At 69.1% G+C, this 16,548-nt stretch carries 16 protein-coding genes and 1 pseudogene; 10 read left to right on the forward strand and 7 right to left on the reverse strand.

Annotation, left to right across the window (positions count from 1 at the left end; genetic code table 11):
• Positions 1–25: 25 nt before the first annotated feature.
• The 5 genes and pseudogenes from L942_RS10445 to L942_RS42795 all read left to right on the forward strand — a co-directional run.
• On the forward strand, positions 26–1,744 hold the full coding sequence (locus tag L942_RS10445) for a DEDD exonuclease domain-containing protein (protein ID WP_037358166.1): 1,719 nt from the start codon (positions 26–28) through the stop codon (positions 1,742–1,744).
• A gap of 157 nt (positions 1,745–1,901) precedes the next feature.
• Positions 1,902–2,186: an Lrp/AsnC family transcriptional regulator gene (locus tag L942_RS10450; RefSeq protein WP_009074830.1), complete on the forward strand. Its 285-nt coding sequence runs from the start codon at positions 1,902–1,904 to the stop codon at positions 2,184–2,186.
• Between the two features lie 41 nt (positions 2,187–2,227).
• A complete protein-coding gene (locus tag L942_RS10455) occupies positions 2,228–2,713 on the forward strand; it encodes a GNAT family N-acetyltransferase (RefSeq protein ID WP_037358170.1) in 486 nt (161 codons plus the stop codon).
• On the forward strand, positions 2,710–3,162 hold the full coding sequence (locus tag L942_RS10460; RefSeq protein ID WP_037358172.1) for a GNAT family N-acetyltransferase: 453 nt from the start codon (positions 2,710–2,712) through the stop codon (positions 3,160–3,162). Before L942_RS10455 ends, L942_RS10460 begins: the two co-directional genes overlap by 4 nt.
• A 120-nt stretch (positions 3,163–3,282) precedes the next feature.
• Positions 3,283–4,248: pseudogene (locus L942_RS42795) on the forward strand (IS481 family transposase); the annotation flags it as partial.
• A 75-nt stretch (positions 4,249–4,323) separates the two neighbouring features.
• Here the strand turns inward: L942_RS42795 and qcrB are convergent.
• Genes qcrB through ctaE form a run of 4 tightly spaced genes read right to left on the reverse strand, consistent with a single transcriptional unit; the run spans position 4,324 to position 8,630 of the window.
• Positions 4,324–5,985 carry a cytochrome bc1 complex cytochrome b subunit gene (gene qcrB / locus L942_RS10470; protein WP_037358174.1) on the reverse strand — a complete coding sequence of 554 codons (1,662 nt, stop codon included), beginning with the start codon at positions 5,983–5,985 and terminating at the stop codon, positions 4,324–4,326.
• Positions 5,982–7,133, reverse strand: coding sequence for a cytochrome bc1 complex Rieske iron-sulfur subunit (gene qcrA, locus L942_RS10475; protein ID WP_037358177.1), 1,152 nt, complete (start codon positions 7,131–7,133; stop codon positions 5,982–5,984). The genes qcrB and qcrA overlap by 4 nt, the downstream gene beginning before the upstream one ends.
• Entirely contained in the window at positions 7,130–7,948 is an 819-nt protein-coding gene (gene qcrC, locus L942_RS10480; RefSeq protein WP_037358179.1) for a cytochrome bc1 complex diheme cytochrome c subunit, read from the reverse strand. The genes qcrA and qcrC overlap by 4 nt, the downstream gene beginning before the upstream one ends.
• 55 nt (positions 7,949–8,003) lie before the next feature.
• A complete protein-coding gene (ctaE, locus tag L942_RS10485) occupies positions 8,004–8,630 on the reverse strand; it encodes an aa3-type cytochrome oxidase subunit III (RefSeq protein WP_037358180.1) in 627 nt (208 codons plus the stop codon).
• A 107-nt stretch (positions 8,631–8,737) separates the two neighbouring features.
• Between ctaE and L942_RS10490 the strand changes: the two genes are divergently transcribed.
• From L942_RS10490 to trpD, 3 genes are all read left to right on the forward strand, one after another.
• Positions 8,738–9,163, forward strand: a complete 426-nt coding sequence (locus L942_RS10490; protein WP_037358182.1) for a ribonuclease E inhibitor RraB — start codon at positions 8,738–8,740, stop codon at positions 9,161–9,163.
• A gap of 61 nt (positions 9,164–9,224) precedes the next feature.
• On the forward strand, positions 9,225–9,638 hold the full coding sequence (locus L942_RS10495; protein WP_009074814.1) for a hypothetical protein: 414 nt from the start codon (positions 9,225–9,227) through the stop codon (positions 9,636–9,638).
• Between the two features lie 5 nt (positions 9,639–9,643).
• Positions 9,644–10,687: an anthranilate phosphoribosyltransferase gene (gene trpD / locus L942_RS10500; RefSeq protein ID WP_200862777.1), complete on the forward strand. Its 1,044-nt coding sequence runs from the start codon at positions 9,644–9,646 to the stop codon at positions 10,685–10,687.
• Positions 10,688–10,817: 130 nt separating this feature from the next.
• Here the strand turns inward: trpD and L942_RS10505 are convergent, their stop codons facing one another.
• Entirely contained in the window at positions 10,818–11,777 is a 960-nt protein-coding gene (locus L942_RS10505) for a GlxA family transcriptional regulator (protein WP_037358195.1), read from the reverse strand.
• A gap of 83 nt (positions 11,778–11,860) precedes the next feature.
• Between L942_RS10505 and L942_RS10510 the strand changes: the two genes are divergently transcribed.
• Positions 11,861–12,769, forward strand: coding sequence for a DMT family transporter (locus L942_RS10510; RefSeq protein ID WP_037358183.1), 909 nt, complete (start codon positions 11,861–11,863; stop codon positions 12,767–12,769).
• A gap of 11 nt (positions 12,770–12,780) precedes the next feature.
• Here the strand turns inward: L942_RS10510 and L942_RS10515 are convergent, their stop codons facing one another.
• Positions 12,781–13,203 carry a cytochrome c oxidase subunit 4 gene (locus L942_RS10515; RefSeq protein ID WP_037358184.1) on the reverse strand — a complete coding sequence of 141 codons (423 nt, stop codon included), beginning with the start codon at positions 13,201–13,203 and terminating at the stop codon, positions 12,781–12,783.
• Positions 13,204–13,234: 31 nt separating this feature from the next.
• Entirely contained in the window at positions 13,235–14,182 is a 948-nt protein-coding gene (gene ctaC / locus L942_RS10520) for an aa3-type cytochrome oxidase subunit II (RefSeq protein WP_051165861.1), read from the reverse strand.
• A gap of 212 nt (positions 14,183–14,394) precedes the next feature.
• Here ctaC and asnB point away from each other — a divergent pair, with 212 nt between their 5' ends.
• Entirely contained in the window at positions 14,395–16,329 is a 1,935-nt protein-coding gene (asnB, locus tag L942_RS10525) for an asparagine synthase (glutamine-hydrolyzing) (RefSeq protein WP_037358191.1), read from the forward strand.
• Positions 16,330–16,548 lie beyond the last annotated feature (219 nt).

Raw genomic sequence — 16,548 nt, forward strand, 5'->3', positions numbered from 1 at the left:
GTGGTCGGTCCTATTGTGCGCGATCATGGAGACCCGACCGAGGCCGGCCCAGGCTCAGCTGGCGTTCGACGAGCTCGGCACCCCGCTGCGGGACACCACGTTCGTCGTGTTCGATCTGGAGACCACCGGCACCAAACCGGGGCCGGACGGGATCACCGAGATCGGCGCGGTCAAAATCCGCGCCGGACAGGTGCTGGGCGAGTTCGCGACGCTGGTCAACCCGGGCACGCCGATCCCGCCGCAGATCGTCGAGCTGACCGGGATCACGCAGGCGATGGTCTACGACGCGCCGCGGATCGAACGCGTGCTGCCCGCGTTCCTGGAGTTCATCTCGGGTGCCGTGCTGGTCGCGCACAACTCCGGCTTCGACACCAGCTTCATGAAGGCGGCCTGCGAGGGCCACGGTTACGTCTGGCCGCGTCCCACCGTGGTTTGCACGGTGAAGCTCGCGCGCCGAGTCATCCCGCGGGAAGAAGCGCGCAGCTACCGGTTGTCGTCGCTGTCGATGCTGCTCGGCGCACGCACGCGGCCGACGCACCGGGCGCTCGACGACGCCCGCGCCACCACGGACGTCCTGCACGCGTTGCTGGAGCGCGTCGGAAACCTCGGCGTGCACACGGTCGAGGAGCTGATCGACTATCTCCCCGACGTCACACCGGCCCAGCGGCGCAAGCGAAACCTCGCCGCCGGCCTCCCGTCGCGGCCCGGCGTGTACCTCTTCAAGGGACCGCGCGACGAAGTGCTGTACGTCGGCACCGCGCGCGACCTGAGACGGCGTGTGCGGACGTATTTCACCGGTTCGGAGAGCCGGGGCCGGATCCGGGAAATGGTCGCACTGGCGGAGCGGGTGGACGCCATCGAGTGCGCGCACTCGCTCGAAGCCGAAATCCGCGAACTGCGGCTGATCGCCGCGCACCGACCGGCTTACAACCGGCGTTCGAAAAACCCGCACCACGGCTGGTGGATCAGCCTCACCGACGAGGCGTTCCCGCGGCTTTCCGTGGTGCGCCTGCCGCGCGCGGACACGCTGGGGCCGTTCCGCAGCCAGGCCGACGCGCGCACCGCCGCCGAAACCCTCGCCGACGCCTCCGGCCTGCGCACCTGCACGCAACGCATCTCCGCGACCTCCGCGTCCGGCACGCCGTGCGTGCTGGCGGAACTCGGCCGCTGCGGGGCGCCGTGCGCGGGCAGGCAGACCGTCGCGGAGTACTTCCCCGCCGTCGAAGCCGCCCGCGGGCTCATCGCCGGCCACGACGGCCGGCCGCTGCATCTGGCCGCGGCGAGGCTGGAGGAGATGGCGGAGCGACGGCATTACGAACAAGCCGCCCGTCACCGCGACGAACTGGCCGGGCTGGTCCGCGCCGTCGGCCGCGCGCACCGGCAGGCCGCGCTCGCGTCGGTCGCGGAACTCATCGCCGCCGCCCCGGACGGCAACGGCGGCTGGGAACTGTCGGTCATCCGCTACGGCAGGCTCGCCTCCGCGGGCGTCGCCCGCCGCGGAGTCCCGCCGATGCCGGTGGTCGAATCCCTCGTCGCGGCCGGGGAAACCGTGCTGCCCGGCGAGGGTCCGCTGCGCGGCGCACCCGGCGAGGAGGTCGGGATCCTGCTGCGCTGGCTCGCCCGACCCGGGACACGGCTCGTCCGCACCACCCGGCCGTGGGCCGAACCGGTCGCCGTCGCTGGGTGGCAATCCTGGCTCGCCCGGGTCGCCGACGCCCGGTCCCTCGAGCAGGTCGCAGGATGAAGCGGCCGAGGACGCTGGACGGAGCACCGCGAAGGAACTCCGCCCGCGCCGCGGTCGAAATAGGTCGCCGGACGAAGCGCGCCGCTGCGGCGTGCTCAGCCGCGTTCCCGGCTACGATCGCGCAGGTCGGTTACCGCCAGGAAGTGGGAGGAACGCTGTGATCACGGCGATCGTGCTGATCAACGTAGAGGCCGAGGAGATCCCGCAGGCCGCGCAGGCGATCGCGGACCTCGACCAGGTGTCCGAGGTCTACTCGTGCGCCGGGGACGTCGACCTCATCGCCACCGTGCGCGTGCAGGCCCACGAAGACCTGGCCGACCTGATCCCCGGGCGCATCGGCAAGGTCCGCGGCGTGCTCGACACCGTCACCCACATCGCGTTCCGGTCCTACTCCCGCGCCGACACCGACTCCGCGTTCGAGATCGGCGTCGAAGGAGCCTGAGCCGCCGGGAATTGTCGTACCCCCGGGCTAACGTCGGAGGCATGACAACCCCACGACTGGTCGAGGTCACCAAAGACAACGTGGGCGCGGCCTGCGCGCTGTCGGTGGCTCCGCACCAGCGGGATTACGTGGCCCCGGTCGCCCGGTCCCTGGCCGAGGCCTACGCCCAGCCGGACGTTGCCTGGCCGAGGCTTGTCTACGCCGGAGACGACCTCGTCGGGTTCGTCATGGCCGCGTTCGATCCCGACTGCCCGATCGACTACTTCCGTTGCGGCATCTGGCGGCTGAACATCGCGGCCGAGCACCAGAAGAAGGGCTACGGACGGTTCGCCGTCGAAGCGGTGCTGGCCGAAGCACGCCGCCGCGGGTCCGAATCCGCGACGGTGCTCTGGGTACCCGGAGAGCACAGTCCCGAGCAGTTCTACCTGCGGCTCGGCTTCGAGCCCACCGGCCAGCTCCACGAGGGCGAAGTCGTCGCCCGCATCCGGCTCTGCACCCCGCCGGGAGCGCTACCGTACTTCGCATGACGGCCCCGAGACTGGTCGAAGTCACGGTCGACAATGTGGAAGACGCCTGCGAGCTCACAGTGGCGAAGCACCAGCGGGATTACGTCGCCCCGGTCGCCTGTTCGCTCGCCGAAGCCTATGTCCGGCACGAAATCGCGTGGCCGAGGCTGATCTACGCCGGGAAGAAACTGGTCGGCTTCGTCATGGCCGCCTTCGACCCGGACAACCCCACCGACTACTACCGCACCTACCTCTGGCGGCTGAACATCGCCGCCCAACACCAGAAAAAGGGCTACGGACGATTCGCGGTCGAGGCGGTGCTGGCCGAAGCACGCCGCCGCGACGCCGAATCCGTGACGGTCAGCTGGATACCGGGCAAGCACAGCCCCGGGCCCTTCTACGAACGGCTCGGCTTCCGGCCGACCGGCGAGATGGACGACGACGAGATCGTCGCCCGCATCCAGCTCTAGCTGTGATGTCCAGGGACGTTGTTCCGTATTGATGTGATCTCGGTCTGTCGTCGAGACAGGCGAAGGCCTCCGGTTGTGAAGTGGAGCTGTCGAGGAACCGCTTCCCAATCGGGGGCCTTCGTGTCCCACGTTGACGCGACATTGACCGCGCGCACCCGGCTGTGCCTTGCGCGCCTGATCTTCGAGGGCGGTTGGAGCTGCGCGGAAGCGGCAAGGATGTTCATCGTCGCGGCCAAGACCGCCCGCAAACGAGCTGAACGGTACCGCGCAGAAGGCGCGGCTGGCATGGCGGACCGTAGCTGCCGACCGCACCGCACCCGCTTCGCCGGTACGACGGATTGTGCGGTTGCGCTGGCGGCACCGGCTCGGCCCGGTCCAGATCGCCGGCCTGCTGGCGCTGCCCGCGTCGACGGTGCACGCGGCGCTGGTGCGTTATCGGATCAACAGGCTCTCGCGCATCGATCGGGTCACCGGCGAGCCGTTGCGACGCTACGAGCACGACCGCCCCGGTTCGCTCCTGCACGTGGACGTCACCAAGTTCGGCAACATCCCCGACGGCGGCGGCTGGCGCTGTGTCGGTCCGCAACGGGGCAAGAAGAACAGGGCCCCGTCGGTGCCTCGCACCGGTCGCACCGACAAGGGCAGCCCGAAGCCGGGCACCGCATTCCTGCACACCGCATCGACGGTCACTCCCGCGTCGCCTGTGTGGAGATCTGCGCCGACGAGAAGGCCGAAACCGTAATCGGCGTGCTGAAGCGGGCAGTCTGGTTCAGCGACCGGGGCGTCGCCATCGAACGAGTCCTCTCCGACAACGGCGCCTGCCACCGGTACTCCGCCGGGCGCGACACCACCGCGGCGCTCGGCATCGCACACAACCGGACCTGGCCCTACCGGCCACAGACCAACGGCAAGATCGACCGATCCCACCGCACCCTCGCCGACGGCTGGGCCTACGCGCGCTTCTACACCTCAACCGACCAGCGCAACACAGCCCTGCCGCAATGGCTCCACTCCTACAACCACCACCGAGCCCACTCCGCACTCGGCGGCCACCCGCCCATCAGCCGACTGACCAACCTCCCTGGCATCACACCTAGCGCAGCAAGAAGGCCCCTCCCTCGCAATGAGGAAGGGGCCTTCCGGCGGGTGCGGAACCAGGGCTCAGTGCCCGGAACCGACCTCGGTGGTCGACTCCTCGGAGCCTTCGAGCTGCCCGTGCCCGCTCCCGTGGCCGTTGCCGCGGGCGCGTTCGAGCGCCTTCGTCTCCTCCGCCGGGTCCGGGGTCCAGAACGAACCCGGAACGGCGGTGCCCGCGGTGCCGAGCTTGTTCATCTTCTTCGGCACCGCCGCGCCCTGGTACTCGAGCGGGATCGCGTGGCCGTGGCTGTCCGTGCCGGCCAGCGGCTGGTGGATCTCGATGAACTCGCCGTGCGGCAGCCGCTTGATGATGCCGGTCTCGACGCCGTGCTCCAGCACCTCCCGGTCGGACCGCTGCAGGCCAAGGCAGATCCGGTAGGTGAAGTAGTACGCGAGCGGCGGCACGATCAGCACGCCGATGCGCCCGGCCCACGTCGTCGCGTTCAGCGAGATGTCGAACTGGTCGGCGATGATGTCGTTGAAGCCGGACAGCTCAATCACCGCGAAGAACCCGAGCGCCATCATGCCCAGCGCGGTGCGGACCGGTGCGTCGCGCGGCCGCTGGAGCAGGTTGTGGTGCGCGGTGTCCTTCGACAGCTTGCGCTCCAGGAACGGATACGTGAGCAGCAGCGCGAACAGGATCGGCATGCCGATCGCGCCGGGGAAGAACACCGCCGGGATCGTGTAGTTCCCGAGGTAGACCTCCCAGGCAGGCCAGATCCGGAGCATGCCGTCGGCCCAGGCCATGTAGAAGTCCGGCTGGGACCCCGCGGACACCATCGACGGGTTGTACGGCCCGAAGTTCCACACCGGGTTGATCTGGAACAGGCCGGACATCAGCGCCAGCACGCCGACGACCAGGGTGAAGAACGCGCCGCCCTTGAGGGCGAAGTACGGCATGATCCGCACGCCGACGACGTTGGTCTCCTTGCGCCGCACGCCCGGGAACTGGGTGTGCTTCTGGTACCAGACCAGCGCCAGGTGCGCGCCGATCAGGGCCAGCATGATGCCCGGCACCAGCAGGATGTGCAGCGTGTAGAGGCGCGGGATGATCTGGTCGCCGGGGAACTCGCCGCCGAACAGCGCCCAGTGGATCCAGGTGCCGATCACCGGCACCGACAGCACGATGCCGGACAGGGTCGCGCGGATACCGGTGCCGGACAGCAGGTCGTCCGGCAGCGAGTAGCCGAAGAAGCCCTCGAACATGCCCAGGATCAGCAGCAGGCCGCCGATGACCCAGTTGGCCTCGCGCGGCTTGCGGAACGCGCCGGTGAAGAAGATCCGGAGCATGTGCACCATCATCGACGCGACGAAGATCAGCGCCGCCCAGTGGTGCAGCTGCCTCACGAACAGGCCGCCGCGCACGTCGAACGAGATGTCCAGCGTCGTCTTGAACGCCTGGGACATCTGCATGCCCTGCATGTTCGTGAAGCTGCCGTGGTAGGTGACCTCCTGCATGGAGGGGTCGAAGAACAGCGTCAGGTACACCCCGGACAGCAGGATGACGATGAAGCTGTACAGCGCGATCTCGCCCAGCAGGAAGGACCAGTGGGTCGGGAACACCTTGTTCATCTGGTGCCGCAGGCCCTTGGCCAGCTTGTACCGCTGGTCCGCGTTGTCCGCGGCCTCGCCCAGGTGCTTCTGGAGTGCGCTCGTGCCCTTGGTCGGCGTGGTGAGTGAACTCATGACTTACGCTCCCAGAAGGCCGGTCCGATGGCCTCGATGAAGTCGCCCTTCGCGATCAAGTATCCCTCTTCGTCAACCGTGATCGGAAGCTGGGCGAGCGGACGCGTCGCCGGGCCGAAAATCGGCTTCGCGTAGTGCAGGGCGTCGAACTGCGACTGGTGGCACGGACACAGGATGCGGTTCGTGCGCTGTTCGTACAGCGAGGTCGGGCAGCCGACGTGGCTGCAGATCTTCGTGTACGCGTAGTAGTCGCCGAAGTTGAAGTCTTCCTGGCCCTTGCGCTTGACGACGCGCGCGGCGTCGGTCGGGCGCAGCCGGATGAGCATGACCGGGTTGTCGACCCGCATCAGCGCCTCGGCGAGGGCCTTTTCGTCGCCCTTCTCCGATTCGCGGTACGGGAAGACCGTCTCCATCGCGCCCGCGTCGAGGTCCTCGGCCTTGACCAGCGCGACGCCGTTCTTGACGTCCTCTTCGAGGTTGCCGGTGTTGCGCCGCAGGTAGACCTTCTCGCCCGGGAAGTTCGGCAGCCAGCCGGTGTGCCAGAGGCCGTTCTTGTTGTCGCTGTCCTTCCACGGGTCCTTGATGAAGGACGCGATCGGCAGCGCCGCCACCGCGAGGCCGAGCGCACCCGCGCCGGCGCCGGCGGTGCGCTTGATCAGCGACCGGCGGGCGATGCCGTTGCGGGTCCCCGCGTCGGCCAGGTGGGCCAGGATGGTGGCCCGGTCGACCTCCGCGGACGGGCCGTCGCTGCGCTGCTGCACCGCGACCTCGTGCGGGACGAACTTCTTGGTGTAGAGGATCACGCCGATGCCGAGCGACAGCACGGCGAGGCCGAGCGTGACGCCGAGCGCGGGGGTGTAGAGGCTGTAGGTCGAGTGCCCGCTCGGGTCGCTCGGGTCCTTGTACTCCCACCACTTCGGCCAGGCCATCACGACCACGAACGCCAGGCCGGCGAGCGCGGACAGGGCGAACCAGAACGCGACGTGGCGCTGGGCGCGCCGCTCCGCGCGGGTGTCCTTGACCGGCCACGGCTCCGGGTACTCGACGATTTCGACGCCGTCGAGCTGACCGCCGAGCTTGAGCAGCTCGTCGCGGTCCATCTCAGCCAGCTCCGCCTCCGAGGGCGGCTTGGGCCCTTCGGCACTCATGCCTTCGATCCAATCCACAGCGTAATGCCGACGAGAGCGGCGATTCCGACGACGAAGGCGATGACGCCTTCGGAGGCGGGGCCGACCCCGCCGAGACCGTTGCCGCCCGGGTCGTTGTTGCCGTCGGACACCGACTTCACGTAGGCGATGATGTCCTTCTTCTCCTCCGGGCTGAGCTGCCGGTCGGAGAACTTCGGCATGTTCTGCGGCCCGGTGAGCATCGCGTCGTAGATCTGCTCCTCGGTGGCCGGGTCGAGCGGCGGCGCGTACTTGCCCGCCGACAGCGCGCCCCCGCGGCCGGTGAAGTTGTGGCACGAAGCGCAGTTGAGGCGGAACAGCTCGCCGCCGCGCGCCGGGTCGTTGCCGCGCAGCGCTTCGCCGCGCTCTTCCGGACGCTGCGCGCCGCCGCCGTGCGCCTGCACGTAGGCGCCGACCGCGTCGATCTCGCTCGGGGTCAGCTTCGGCGGCTTCCGCGCGACCTGCGCCTCCTGGCGCGCCGCGGGCATCCGGCCGGAGGAAGTCTGGAAGTAGACGGCCGCGTCGCCGATGCCGATGAGGCTCGGACCGCGGTCCTTGACGCCCTCGAGGTTCGCGCCGTGGCATTCGATGCAGGTGTTGTTGTAGACCTGCTCGCCCTGGCGCAGCAGCGCCGGGTCGCCCTGTGCCTGCGCGGTCTGCGGTTCCGGGGCGAAGACGGCGTACAGGGCGCCGGCCCCCACCAGGGCGACGCCGAGTGCGAGCACGCCCGCGAGGCGCCTGCGCATCTTCGAGCGCGCGCGGAACCGGCGCTCCGAGGATTTGGTGCTGGTGGTCATCTTGCGGCAACCCTTGCTGTCAGTTCAGGCCGTTTTGTGGTGGGCGGTGCGGAGATCAGGGGAGGATGTAGATCACCGCGAAGAGGCCTACCCACACGATGTCGACGAAGTGCCAGTAGTACGACACGACGATCGCCGAGGTGGCCTGCGCCGGAGTGAACTTGCTGAGCTTCGTGCGGACCAGCAGGAACACGAAGGCGATGAGCCCGCCGATCACGTGCAGGCCGTGGAAACCGGTCGCGAGGTAGAACACCGTGCCGAACGGGCCGGACGGGATCGTGAGCCCTTCCTCGACGAGGTTGTGGTACTCGTTCGCCTGCCCGAACACGAAGATCGCGCCCATGATCAGCGTCACGATGTACCAGCGCCGCAGCCCGTAGACGTCGCCCCGCTCCGCGGCGAACACGCCGAACTGGCAGGTCAGCGACGACAGCACGAGGATCACCGTGAACGGGATCGCGTAGCCGACGTTGAGGTGGAACTCCTCGCCGTGCAACGGCGGCGGCCAGGACGCCCCGGCCGGGTTCTGCGCCTTGACGGTGAAGAACATGGCGAACAGTCCGGCGAAGAACATCAGTTCGCTGGACAGCCACACGACGGTGCCGACACTGACCATGTTCGGCCGGTTCAGCGAGTGGACCCGCTGGCTGATGGTGGGAGCTGCCGTTGTCACGAATCGCATTATGTCCTCTCGCGACGGCACCCCGCCCGCCGGGTCCGCGGCGGGTCGTGGGAGCTTCGCGTCACACCCGCGCGCGAGGAGCGGGCCAGCGGCGGAAGGAGTTACTCGTGAGTTGGCTGGAGAAGCTCCGTGACCTGGTGAGAAGGCCGGAAAAAGCGGTTCTCGACCCGGACGCGCCCGGCCTGCGGACCGTCGTCTCGGCGTTCGAGCCGGCCGTCGCGGACTCGGCGGTGCTCGCCGGTTCACCCGGCTGGGCAAGCGAAGCGCCCGCGGTGCTCGTCCATCACCTCCTCCTTCCGGCGGACCGGATCGAAGAGGCGGCGGCGATTCTCGCGCAGGACGGCTACGACCTGCGCGAACAGCGCCGCGACGGCGACCGGGTGCTGGCGCACGCGCGGCGGGTGCAGGTGCTGGACGCGCTGCACTGCGCCCAGGAACGGTCCCGGATGGCCGGGCTGGCGCAGCGGCTCGGCGGCGACGCTCCGGGCTGGGAGGCGCGGCAACCGGGTGACTCGCCCACCGCGTCCGCGTGAGATGCGTCTCGGCGGATACGATCGCGGCTGTTCCACCCGTGACGAGACGGAGGCGTGCTCAATGAGCGAGCAGTCCCAGCGGATCCTGGTGTTCAGCCACAAGGCCGAGGTCCGCGAGGCGATCATGAACGCCGTCGGCAGGCGCCCGGCGGCCGACCTCGGCCGCGTCGAGTGGGTCGAGGCGGCCGGCATCGCCGACGTGCTCGCCGAGATGGACGCGGGCTCGGTCGACCTCGCGATCCTCGACGGCGAGGCGCAGCCGACCGGCGGCATCGGCCTCACCCGCCAGCTCAAGCACGAGATCGACGACTGCCCGCCGATCGTGGTGGCCGTCCGCCGCCGCGACGACCGATGGCTCGCCACCTGGGCGCTGGCCGACGCCGTGCTGGTGCACCCCCTCGACCCGCTGACCGCGGCGGAAACCGTCGCCGGCGTGCTGCGCGCCGGGCGGGTCCCCGCCGTCAACGGCGGCTGAGCCCGGTGGGCGCCACCCCGCACACCTGGCCGGCGCTGCTCACCCGGCTCATCGCGGGCGAGGACCTGTCCGCCGAGGACACGGCGTGGGCGATGGACCAGATCATGTCCGGCAGCGCCGGGCAGGCGCAGATCGGCGGCTTCGCGGTCGCGCTGCGCGCCAAGGGCGAGACGCCCGCGGAGATCTCCGGCATGGCCGACGCGATGCTGGCGCACGCCCGGCGGATCACGCTGAGCCGTCCCGCGGTGGACATCGTCGGGACCGGAGGCGACCGGTCGAATTCGGTGAACATCTCCACGATGGCGACGATCGTCACGGCGGCGGCGGGCGCGCCGGTGGCCAAGCACGGCAACCGGAGCGCGTCGTCGAAGTCCGGCGCGGCCGACGTGCTGGAGACCCTCGGCGTGAAGATCGACCTGCCGCCGGAAGCGGTGCTCGCGTCGCTCGAGGAGATCGGCATCGGGTTCTGCTTCGCCCCCGCGTTCCACCCGGCGTTCCGGCACACCGGCCCGCCGCGGCGCGAACTGGGCGTGCCGACCACGTTCAACCTGCTCGGCCCGCTCACCAACCCGGCGCAGCCGCGGAGCGCGCTGATCGGGTGCGCCTACGCCGACAAAACCCATGCCCTGGCGGAGATTTTCGCTCAGCGCGGGATGTCGGTGCTGGTGGCCCGCGGCGACGACGGACTGGACGAGATCACCACCACCACCACGACCTCGGTGCTGGTGGTCTCCGGCGGCACGGTGACCGAACGCACCTTCGACCCGCGCTCGCTCGACATCCCGCGCGCCACGGCCGAAGACCTGCGCGGCGGCGACGCGAAGGCGAACGCGCAGGTCGTCCGGGAACTGGTCGGCGGCAAGACCGGCCCGGTGCGCGACGCGGTGGTGCTGAACGCCGCCGCCGCGCTGGCCGCCTTCACCGGCTTCTCGGATTCGCTCGAGGACGACTTGGCGGCCGGGGTGGAGCGAGCCCGCCAGGCCATCGACAGCGGCGCGGCAGCGGCGCTGCTGGACCGGTGGATCGCGTTCTCCTCGGCGGAGCGCTGAGGCCTTCGCACTGTCGGGTACTTCCCCACGCCGGGAATGCGCCGCTGCGGCTGTCCGTGAAGGGCTCCTTGCCGGAATCTGATTCCCGCAAGGAGCCCTTCACGGCCTTCCGTCCGGACCGAGTCAAGGATCACGAGCGAAAAGCGGTCCGGTAAGCGCTCGGCGTAGTCGAGCGCAGCCGCGAGAACTGGTGCCGCAAGGCCGCCGCCGACGCGTATCCGCAGGCCACCGCGATGTCCTCCACGGACAACCGACCTTCCTCCAGCAGCGCCTGCGCCCGGTCGAGGCGGCGTTCGGTCAGCCAGCGGTGCGGAGTCGTCCCGGTGGCGGCGGAAAACCGGCGCAGGAACGTCCGCTCCCCCAGTCCGCTGCGGCGAGCCAGCTCCGCGACCGTGAACGGCTGGTCCAACCGTCGTTCCACCCATTCGAGCGCTTCAGCCACCACGGCGTCGTCCGGCGCGGCCGTCGCGGGCACCGGAGCCTGCACGAACTGCGCCTGACCGCCAGCGCGATGGGGTGCCGCCACCATCCGCCGGGCCAACGCCGTCGCTGCGGCAACGCCACGCACGCGCCGCACCAGGTGCAGGCACAGATCCACCGCGGCGACCGTCCCGGCGCTGGTGAAGACGCCGTCGTCGTCCGCGTAAAGCGCTTGCGGATCCACTTCCGCCGAGGGAAACAACCCACGGAATTCCGGTTCGTAGATCCAGTGCACGGTGCAGCGGCGGCCGTCCAGAAGTCCTGCGTAGCCAAGGGAAAACACCCCCGCGCAGAACCCGGCCACCCACGCCCCGCGTTCCCGGGCGGCGCGCAACGCGTCGAGCAACGGCTCCGGCGGCGGCGCGGTCCGCGGCGCTTGGGTGGGCACAATCACCAAATCCGCGGACGCCGCGAAGTCGAGGTCGCGCAGTCCGGACAGGCCGAATCCGGACCAGCTGGCCACGTCCGCCCCGCCCGGCGAGCACACGCCGAAGTCCCAGCCGGGCATGCCGTCCGCGCTGCGGTCCGTGCCGAACACCTCGCACGCGACCCCCAGCTCGAACGGCGAAACCCGGTCCGCGAGCAGCACTGCGACGCGTCGCACATCCATGCTGCCGAGCATGTCACAAGTTTTGCGGTCATTGTCACCTCTGACACTGGTTGAGCGTCGCCGCGAAGGCGAGTCTTGGCCGCATGAAGAACCCCGAATCCCGCCCGGTCCTGCAGTGGTCCGCGGCGATGGCGTTGTCCGGAACGATCGGCGCGGTCGTGCTCGAAAGCGGCGCGGGCGCCCCGGCGGTCGCGTTCGCCCGCTGCCTCGTCGGCGGTCTCCTGCTGGTCGGGTGGTCGCTCGCCCGAGGCTGGTTCCGCGATTGGCGGCCGACCCGCCGCGACCTGCTGTTCGCGGTTGCCGGCGGCCTGCTGCTGGTGGGCAACTGGGTGCTGCTGTTCGCGTCCTACTCGCTGTCGTCCATCGGCGTCAGCACCGTCGTTTACCACACCCAACCGCTGATTCTGGTCGGAATGGCGGCGGTGTTCCTCGGCGAGAAAGTCAGCCGCTCGCACCTCGCCCGAGCCGGCGTGGCATTCGCCGGAGTGGTGGTGATTTCCCTTTCCGCACAAGGAGATGACGGACAGCCCGTGCGGTTAGCCGGGATCGCGCTCGCGCTCGGTGCGGCGTTGCTCTACGCCGGTGCGTCGTTCATCGCGAAGCAGCTCAAGCACATCCGGCCGCATTTGCTGGCGGCGGTGCAGCTGACGGTCGGCGCGATAGTCCTCGCTCCCGCGCTGATGTTCACGCCGCTGCCGAGTTCCGCTCCCGGGCTGTGGTGGCTCCTGCTTCTGGGCACGGTGCACACGGCGGTGATGTACGTGCTGATGTACGCCAGCATCGGCAAGCTGCCGACCACGACCGTGGCGCTGCTGTCCTACCTGTACCCGGTGGTCGCGGTCGTGGTGGACATGCTCGCGTTCGGCCACCGGCTCACCTGGGCGGAAGGCCTGGGGATGCTGGCCGTGCTCGCCGCCGCGCTGGCCCCGCAGCGCACCAAAGCAGAAATGCGAAACGCCCAGCCGGGGATTCCCAGCCGGGCGTCTCGGTGAAGCGGAAAAGCTCAGTCGTGCTCGGGACCGGTGTGGTATTCGAACACCAGGCCGCCCACCGCGATGAGCAGGGCCACGATCGCCATCACGAGCAGCCAGATGTGGAAGAACGCGAGCGAGAGGCCGGCCAGCCCGGCCGCCGCGGCCAGCGCGATCGGCCAATAGCTGCCCGGGCTGAAGAAGCCCAGCTCGCCGGCGCCGTCGCTGATCTCGGCGTCCTCGCGGTCCTCCGGACGCTCCTCGATCCGGCGCGACACGAACTGCATGTAGCTGCCGGCGAGGAACGCCAGGCCGCCGGTCAGGAACAGCGCGACGATGCCGACCGGCTCGGCCTTCTGGTCGGTCGTGAAGAGCGCGGTCATGACCCAGTAGACGGCGGTCATGAGGACGGCAAACCCCGCCACCATGTAGAAAATCCGGGCTTCGACCTTCATGGGATTGGTCCCCTACTCCTCTGGATCGCCGTCAGTTGGACGCGGTGCGCGCGGTGCGGTCGGTGTTGAACGGCTTCGTGGTCACCGCGTACGGGCTGCACAGCTCGCCGCAGTTCATCGAAGCCAGCGCCTCGGACGCGGTGTTCGGCTTGCCGGTCTTCGGGTTCGTCTCCGTGCGCAGCTTGAGGTACTGGTCGTACTTGTCCGGAGACAAGGCCCGCACCTCGAAGTTCATCACCGAATGGTACGTCCCGCACAGCTCGGCGCAGCGTCCGACGAACGAGCCCTCGCGGTCGATCGAGTTCTGGAACGAGCTGTCCTGGTTGTTCTTCTCCGGGTCCGGCATCACGTCGCGCTTGAAGTTGAACTCCGGGACCCAGAACGAGTGGATGACGTCCGTCGAGCGGAGCCGGTACTCGATCGTCTTGTTCGTCGGCAGCACGAGCAGCGGGATCTCGCCGGAGGAGCCGACGGTGCTCACCTGGGTGCCGTCGGGGCGCTTGGCGTTGTCGCCCTCGTACTTGAACTCCCAGTTCCACTGGAAGGCGATCACGTCGACGACGACGTCCGGGTTCGGCTTCTTGTCGAGGACCTTGCTCTCGGTCGTCGCGGTGAAGAAGAACAGCACGCAGACCATGATCGTCGGCAGGACGACCGTGAAGATCTCCAGCGGGATGTTGTACTGGAACTGCCGGGGCAGGTCGTCCGGGCCTTCGGCGGTCGCGCCCTTCTTCTTGCGGTGGAAGATCGCGGTCCAGAAGATGAGGGCCCACACGATCGCGCCGACGACGAGCGCGGCGATGACCGTCCACGTCCAGAGGGTGCGCATCTGGTCGGCCTGCGGCGTGACGCCCACGGGCCATCCGAAACGGAGGATCTCGTCTCCCGAGCAGCCCGTCGCGGTCAGCGCCACCAGCACGGCCAGCGCGGCGACCCGCCCGACCCGCTTACCCACCGGGGTGCGCTCTGGTTTTCCCACTGCGCCCTGCCCTTTCACCCAACAGGCCCTCTCACACCGAGCCTTCTTCGACCGATCTTCGTGACAGGCGGAGCCTAGCCGAGTTGGCCGCTCCCGCTGACCAAGGGGTGACCAGTTGCGCCACGCGTCACCCGCTTCCCGCGCGGCGGGCCCGGCACCGGCATACTGGGCCCTTCCCCGGACCGGCCCGACCCTGAGGTGTGTGAGTACACGTGTGCGGCCTGCTTGGACTGATCTGCGCGACCGAAAACGACGCCGCGGAGGCCCGCGGCAGCGTCGGCGCGGCGATGCGCTGCCAGCGCCACCGCGGCCCTGACGAGCAGGACACCTGGGCCGATGCCGAGGTCGTGTACGGCTTCAACCGGCTCGCCTTCATCGACGTCGACCACGCGCACCAGCCCCTGGTGTGGGGTCCGCCGGAGGCTCCGGGCCGGTACACGCTGAACTTCAACGGCGAGATCTACAACTACCGCGAGCTGCGCGACGAGCTGGCGGAAAAATTCGGTGCGAAATTCGCCACTGAAGGTGACGGCGAAGCGATCGTCGCGGCGTATCACTATCTCGGGGACAAAGCGGTCGAAAAGCTGCGCGGCATGTTCGCGTTCCTGATCTGGGATTCGGCCGAAAAGGTCGTTTTCGGCGCGCGCGACCCGTTCGGCATCAAGCCGCTCTACTACAGCTCCGGCCCGAAGGGCACCGCGTTCTCCAGCGAGAAGAAGAGCCTGCTGGAGCTGTCGGACACGCTCGGCGTCGCGCAGGAGCTGGACCGCACGGCCCTGCAGCACTACCTGGTCCTGCAGTACGTGCCGGAGCCGGAGTCGCTGCACACCGCGATCCGCCGGGTCGAGTCGGGCACCTCGTTCCGGCTCTCGCCGGGCGGGAAGCCGGAGTTCACCCGCTACTTCCACCCGAAGTTCGCCGCGAAGCCGGTGAACGGTCCCGCCGAGGCCGAGGCGCTGTACGAGCGCATCGCCGACGTGATGCGCGACTCGGTCGGCAAGCACATGATTTCGGACCCGGACGTCACGGTCGGCGCGTTCCTGTCCGGCGGCATCGACTCCACCGCGACCGCGACGCTCGCGAAGGAGCACAACCCGAACCTCATCGCGTTCACCACCGGGTTCGAACGCGAGGGCTACTCCGAGGTGGACGTAGCCGCCGAATCGGCCGCGGCGATCGGCGTGAAGCACGTGGTCCGCACGGTGTCGGCGGACGAGATGATGGAGGCCCTGCCGCTCATCGTCTGGTACCTGGACGACCCGGTCGCCGACCCGGCGCTGGTCCCGCTGTGGTTCATCGCGCGCGAGGCCCGCAAGCACGTGAAGGCGGTGCTGTCCGGCGAAGGCGCGGACGAGCTGTTCGGCGGCTACACGATCTACGGCGAGCCGATTTCGCTGGCGCCGTTCGAGAAGATCCCCGGCAGCGTGCGCAAACTGCTGGGCAAGGTGTCCACGAAGATCCCGGAGGGCACCCGAGGCAAGGACCTGCTGCGCCGCGGCGCGCTCCCGCTGGAAGACCGCTACTACGGCAACGCCCGCAACTTCCGCGACGAGCAGCTGCGCGCCGTGCTGCGGACCTACCAGGAAGGCGTCGGTTTCAAGGACGTGACCGCCCCTTGGTACGACGTGTCCCGCGGCTGGGACCCGGTGGCCCGCATGCAGCACGTGGACCTCTACACCTGGCTGCGCGGCGACATCCTGGTCAAGGCGGACAAGGTCACCATGGCGAACTCGCTGGAACTGCGCGTGCCGTTCCTCGACGCCGAGGTGTTCAAGGTCGCCGCCTCGATCCCGCTGGACCAGAAGCTCGCCCACGGCACCACGAAGTACGCCCTGCGCCAAGCTTTGGCGAAGATCATCCCCGGCCACGTGCTGAACCGGAAGAAACTGGGCTTCCCGGTCCCGATCCGCCTGTGGCTGCGCAACGAGATGTACGACTGGGCCCGCGGCATCATCAACGACTCGAAGACCGACGAACTGCTGGACAAGAACGCCGTGCTGGCCCTGCTGGATGAACACAAGGAAGGCCAGTTCGACCGCAGCCGCCAGCTCTGGGCCCTGCTGGTCTTCATGCTGTGGCACGGCATCTTCGTGGAACACCGCATCAAGCCGGAAATCCCGGAACCGGTCTACCCCGTCAAGCTCTGACGGTCCGTGAAGGGCTCCTTGAGGGAATCTAATTCCCTCAAGGAGCCCTTCACGGACCAAAAACCGCACCGACGCACCCAACTCATCAAGGCACCCAGCCCTGACCCTGCACCCCGATACGGAGCCTCCCTGCGGTCTTGGGGTGCTTGTCAAGGCATCTTTCCCGCCTTGACAAGCACCCCAAGACCGTCAGCACAATCAAGCTTCGGGGTGCCCCAC

It is taken from the genome of Amycolatopsis orientalis DSM 43388 (genome assembly GCF_000411975.1).
Classification (GTDB): domain Bacteria; phylum Actinomycetota; class Actinomycetes; order Mycobacteriales; family Pseudonocardiaceae; genus Amycolatopsis; species Amycolatopsis orientalis_D.

Bases quoted from the DNA above. Each gene is read 5' to 3' on its own strand.
- L942_RS10505 (WP_037358195.1), bottom strand. From the start codon at position 11,777: ATGGATGTGCGACGCGTCGCAGTGCTGCTCGCGGACCGGGTTTCGCCG.
- qcrB (WP_037358174.1), bottom strand. From the start codon at position 5,985: ATGAGTTCACTCACCACGCCGACCAAGGGCACGAGCGCACTCCAGAAG.
- L942_RS10445 (WP_037358166.1), top strand. From the start codon at position 26: ATGGAGACCCGACCGAGGCCGGCCCAGGCTCAGCTGGCGTTCGACGAG.
- qcrC (WP_037358179.1), bottom strand. From the start codon at position 7,948: ATGACCACCAGCACCAAATCCTCGGAGCGCCGGTTCCGCGCGCGCTCG.
- L942_RS10515 (WP_037358184.1), bottom strand. From the start codon at position 13,203: ATGAAGGTCGAAGCCCGGATTTTCTACATGGTGGCGGGGTTTGCCGTC.
- L942_RS10495 (WP_009074814.1), top strand. From the start codon at position 9,225: ATGAGCGAGCAGTCCCAGCGGATCCTGGTGTTCAGCCACAAGGCCGAG.
- L942_RS10510 (WP_037358183.1), top strand. From the start codon at position 11,861: ATGAAGAACCCCGAATCCCGCCCGGTCCTGCAGTGGTCCGCGGCGATG.
- ctaE (WP_037358180.1), bottom strand. From the start codon at position 8,630: ATGCGATTCGTGACAACGGCAGCTCCCACCATCAGCCAGCGGGTCCAC.
- qcrA (WP_037358177.1), bottom strand. From the start codon at position 7,133: ATGAGTGCCGAAGGGCCCAAGCCGCCCTCGGAGGCGGAGCTGGCTGAG.
- L942_RS10455 (WP_037358170.1), top strand. From the start codon at position 2,228: ATGACAACCCCACGACTGGTCGAGGTCACCAAAGACAACGTGGGCGCG.
- L942_RS10460 (WP_037358172.1), top strand. From the start codon at position 2,710: ATGACGGCCCCGAGACTGGTCGAAGTCACGGTCGACAATGTGGAAGAC.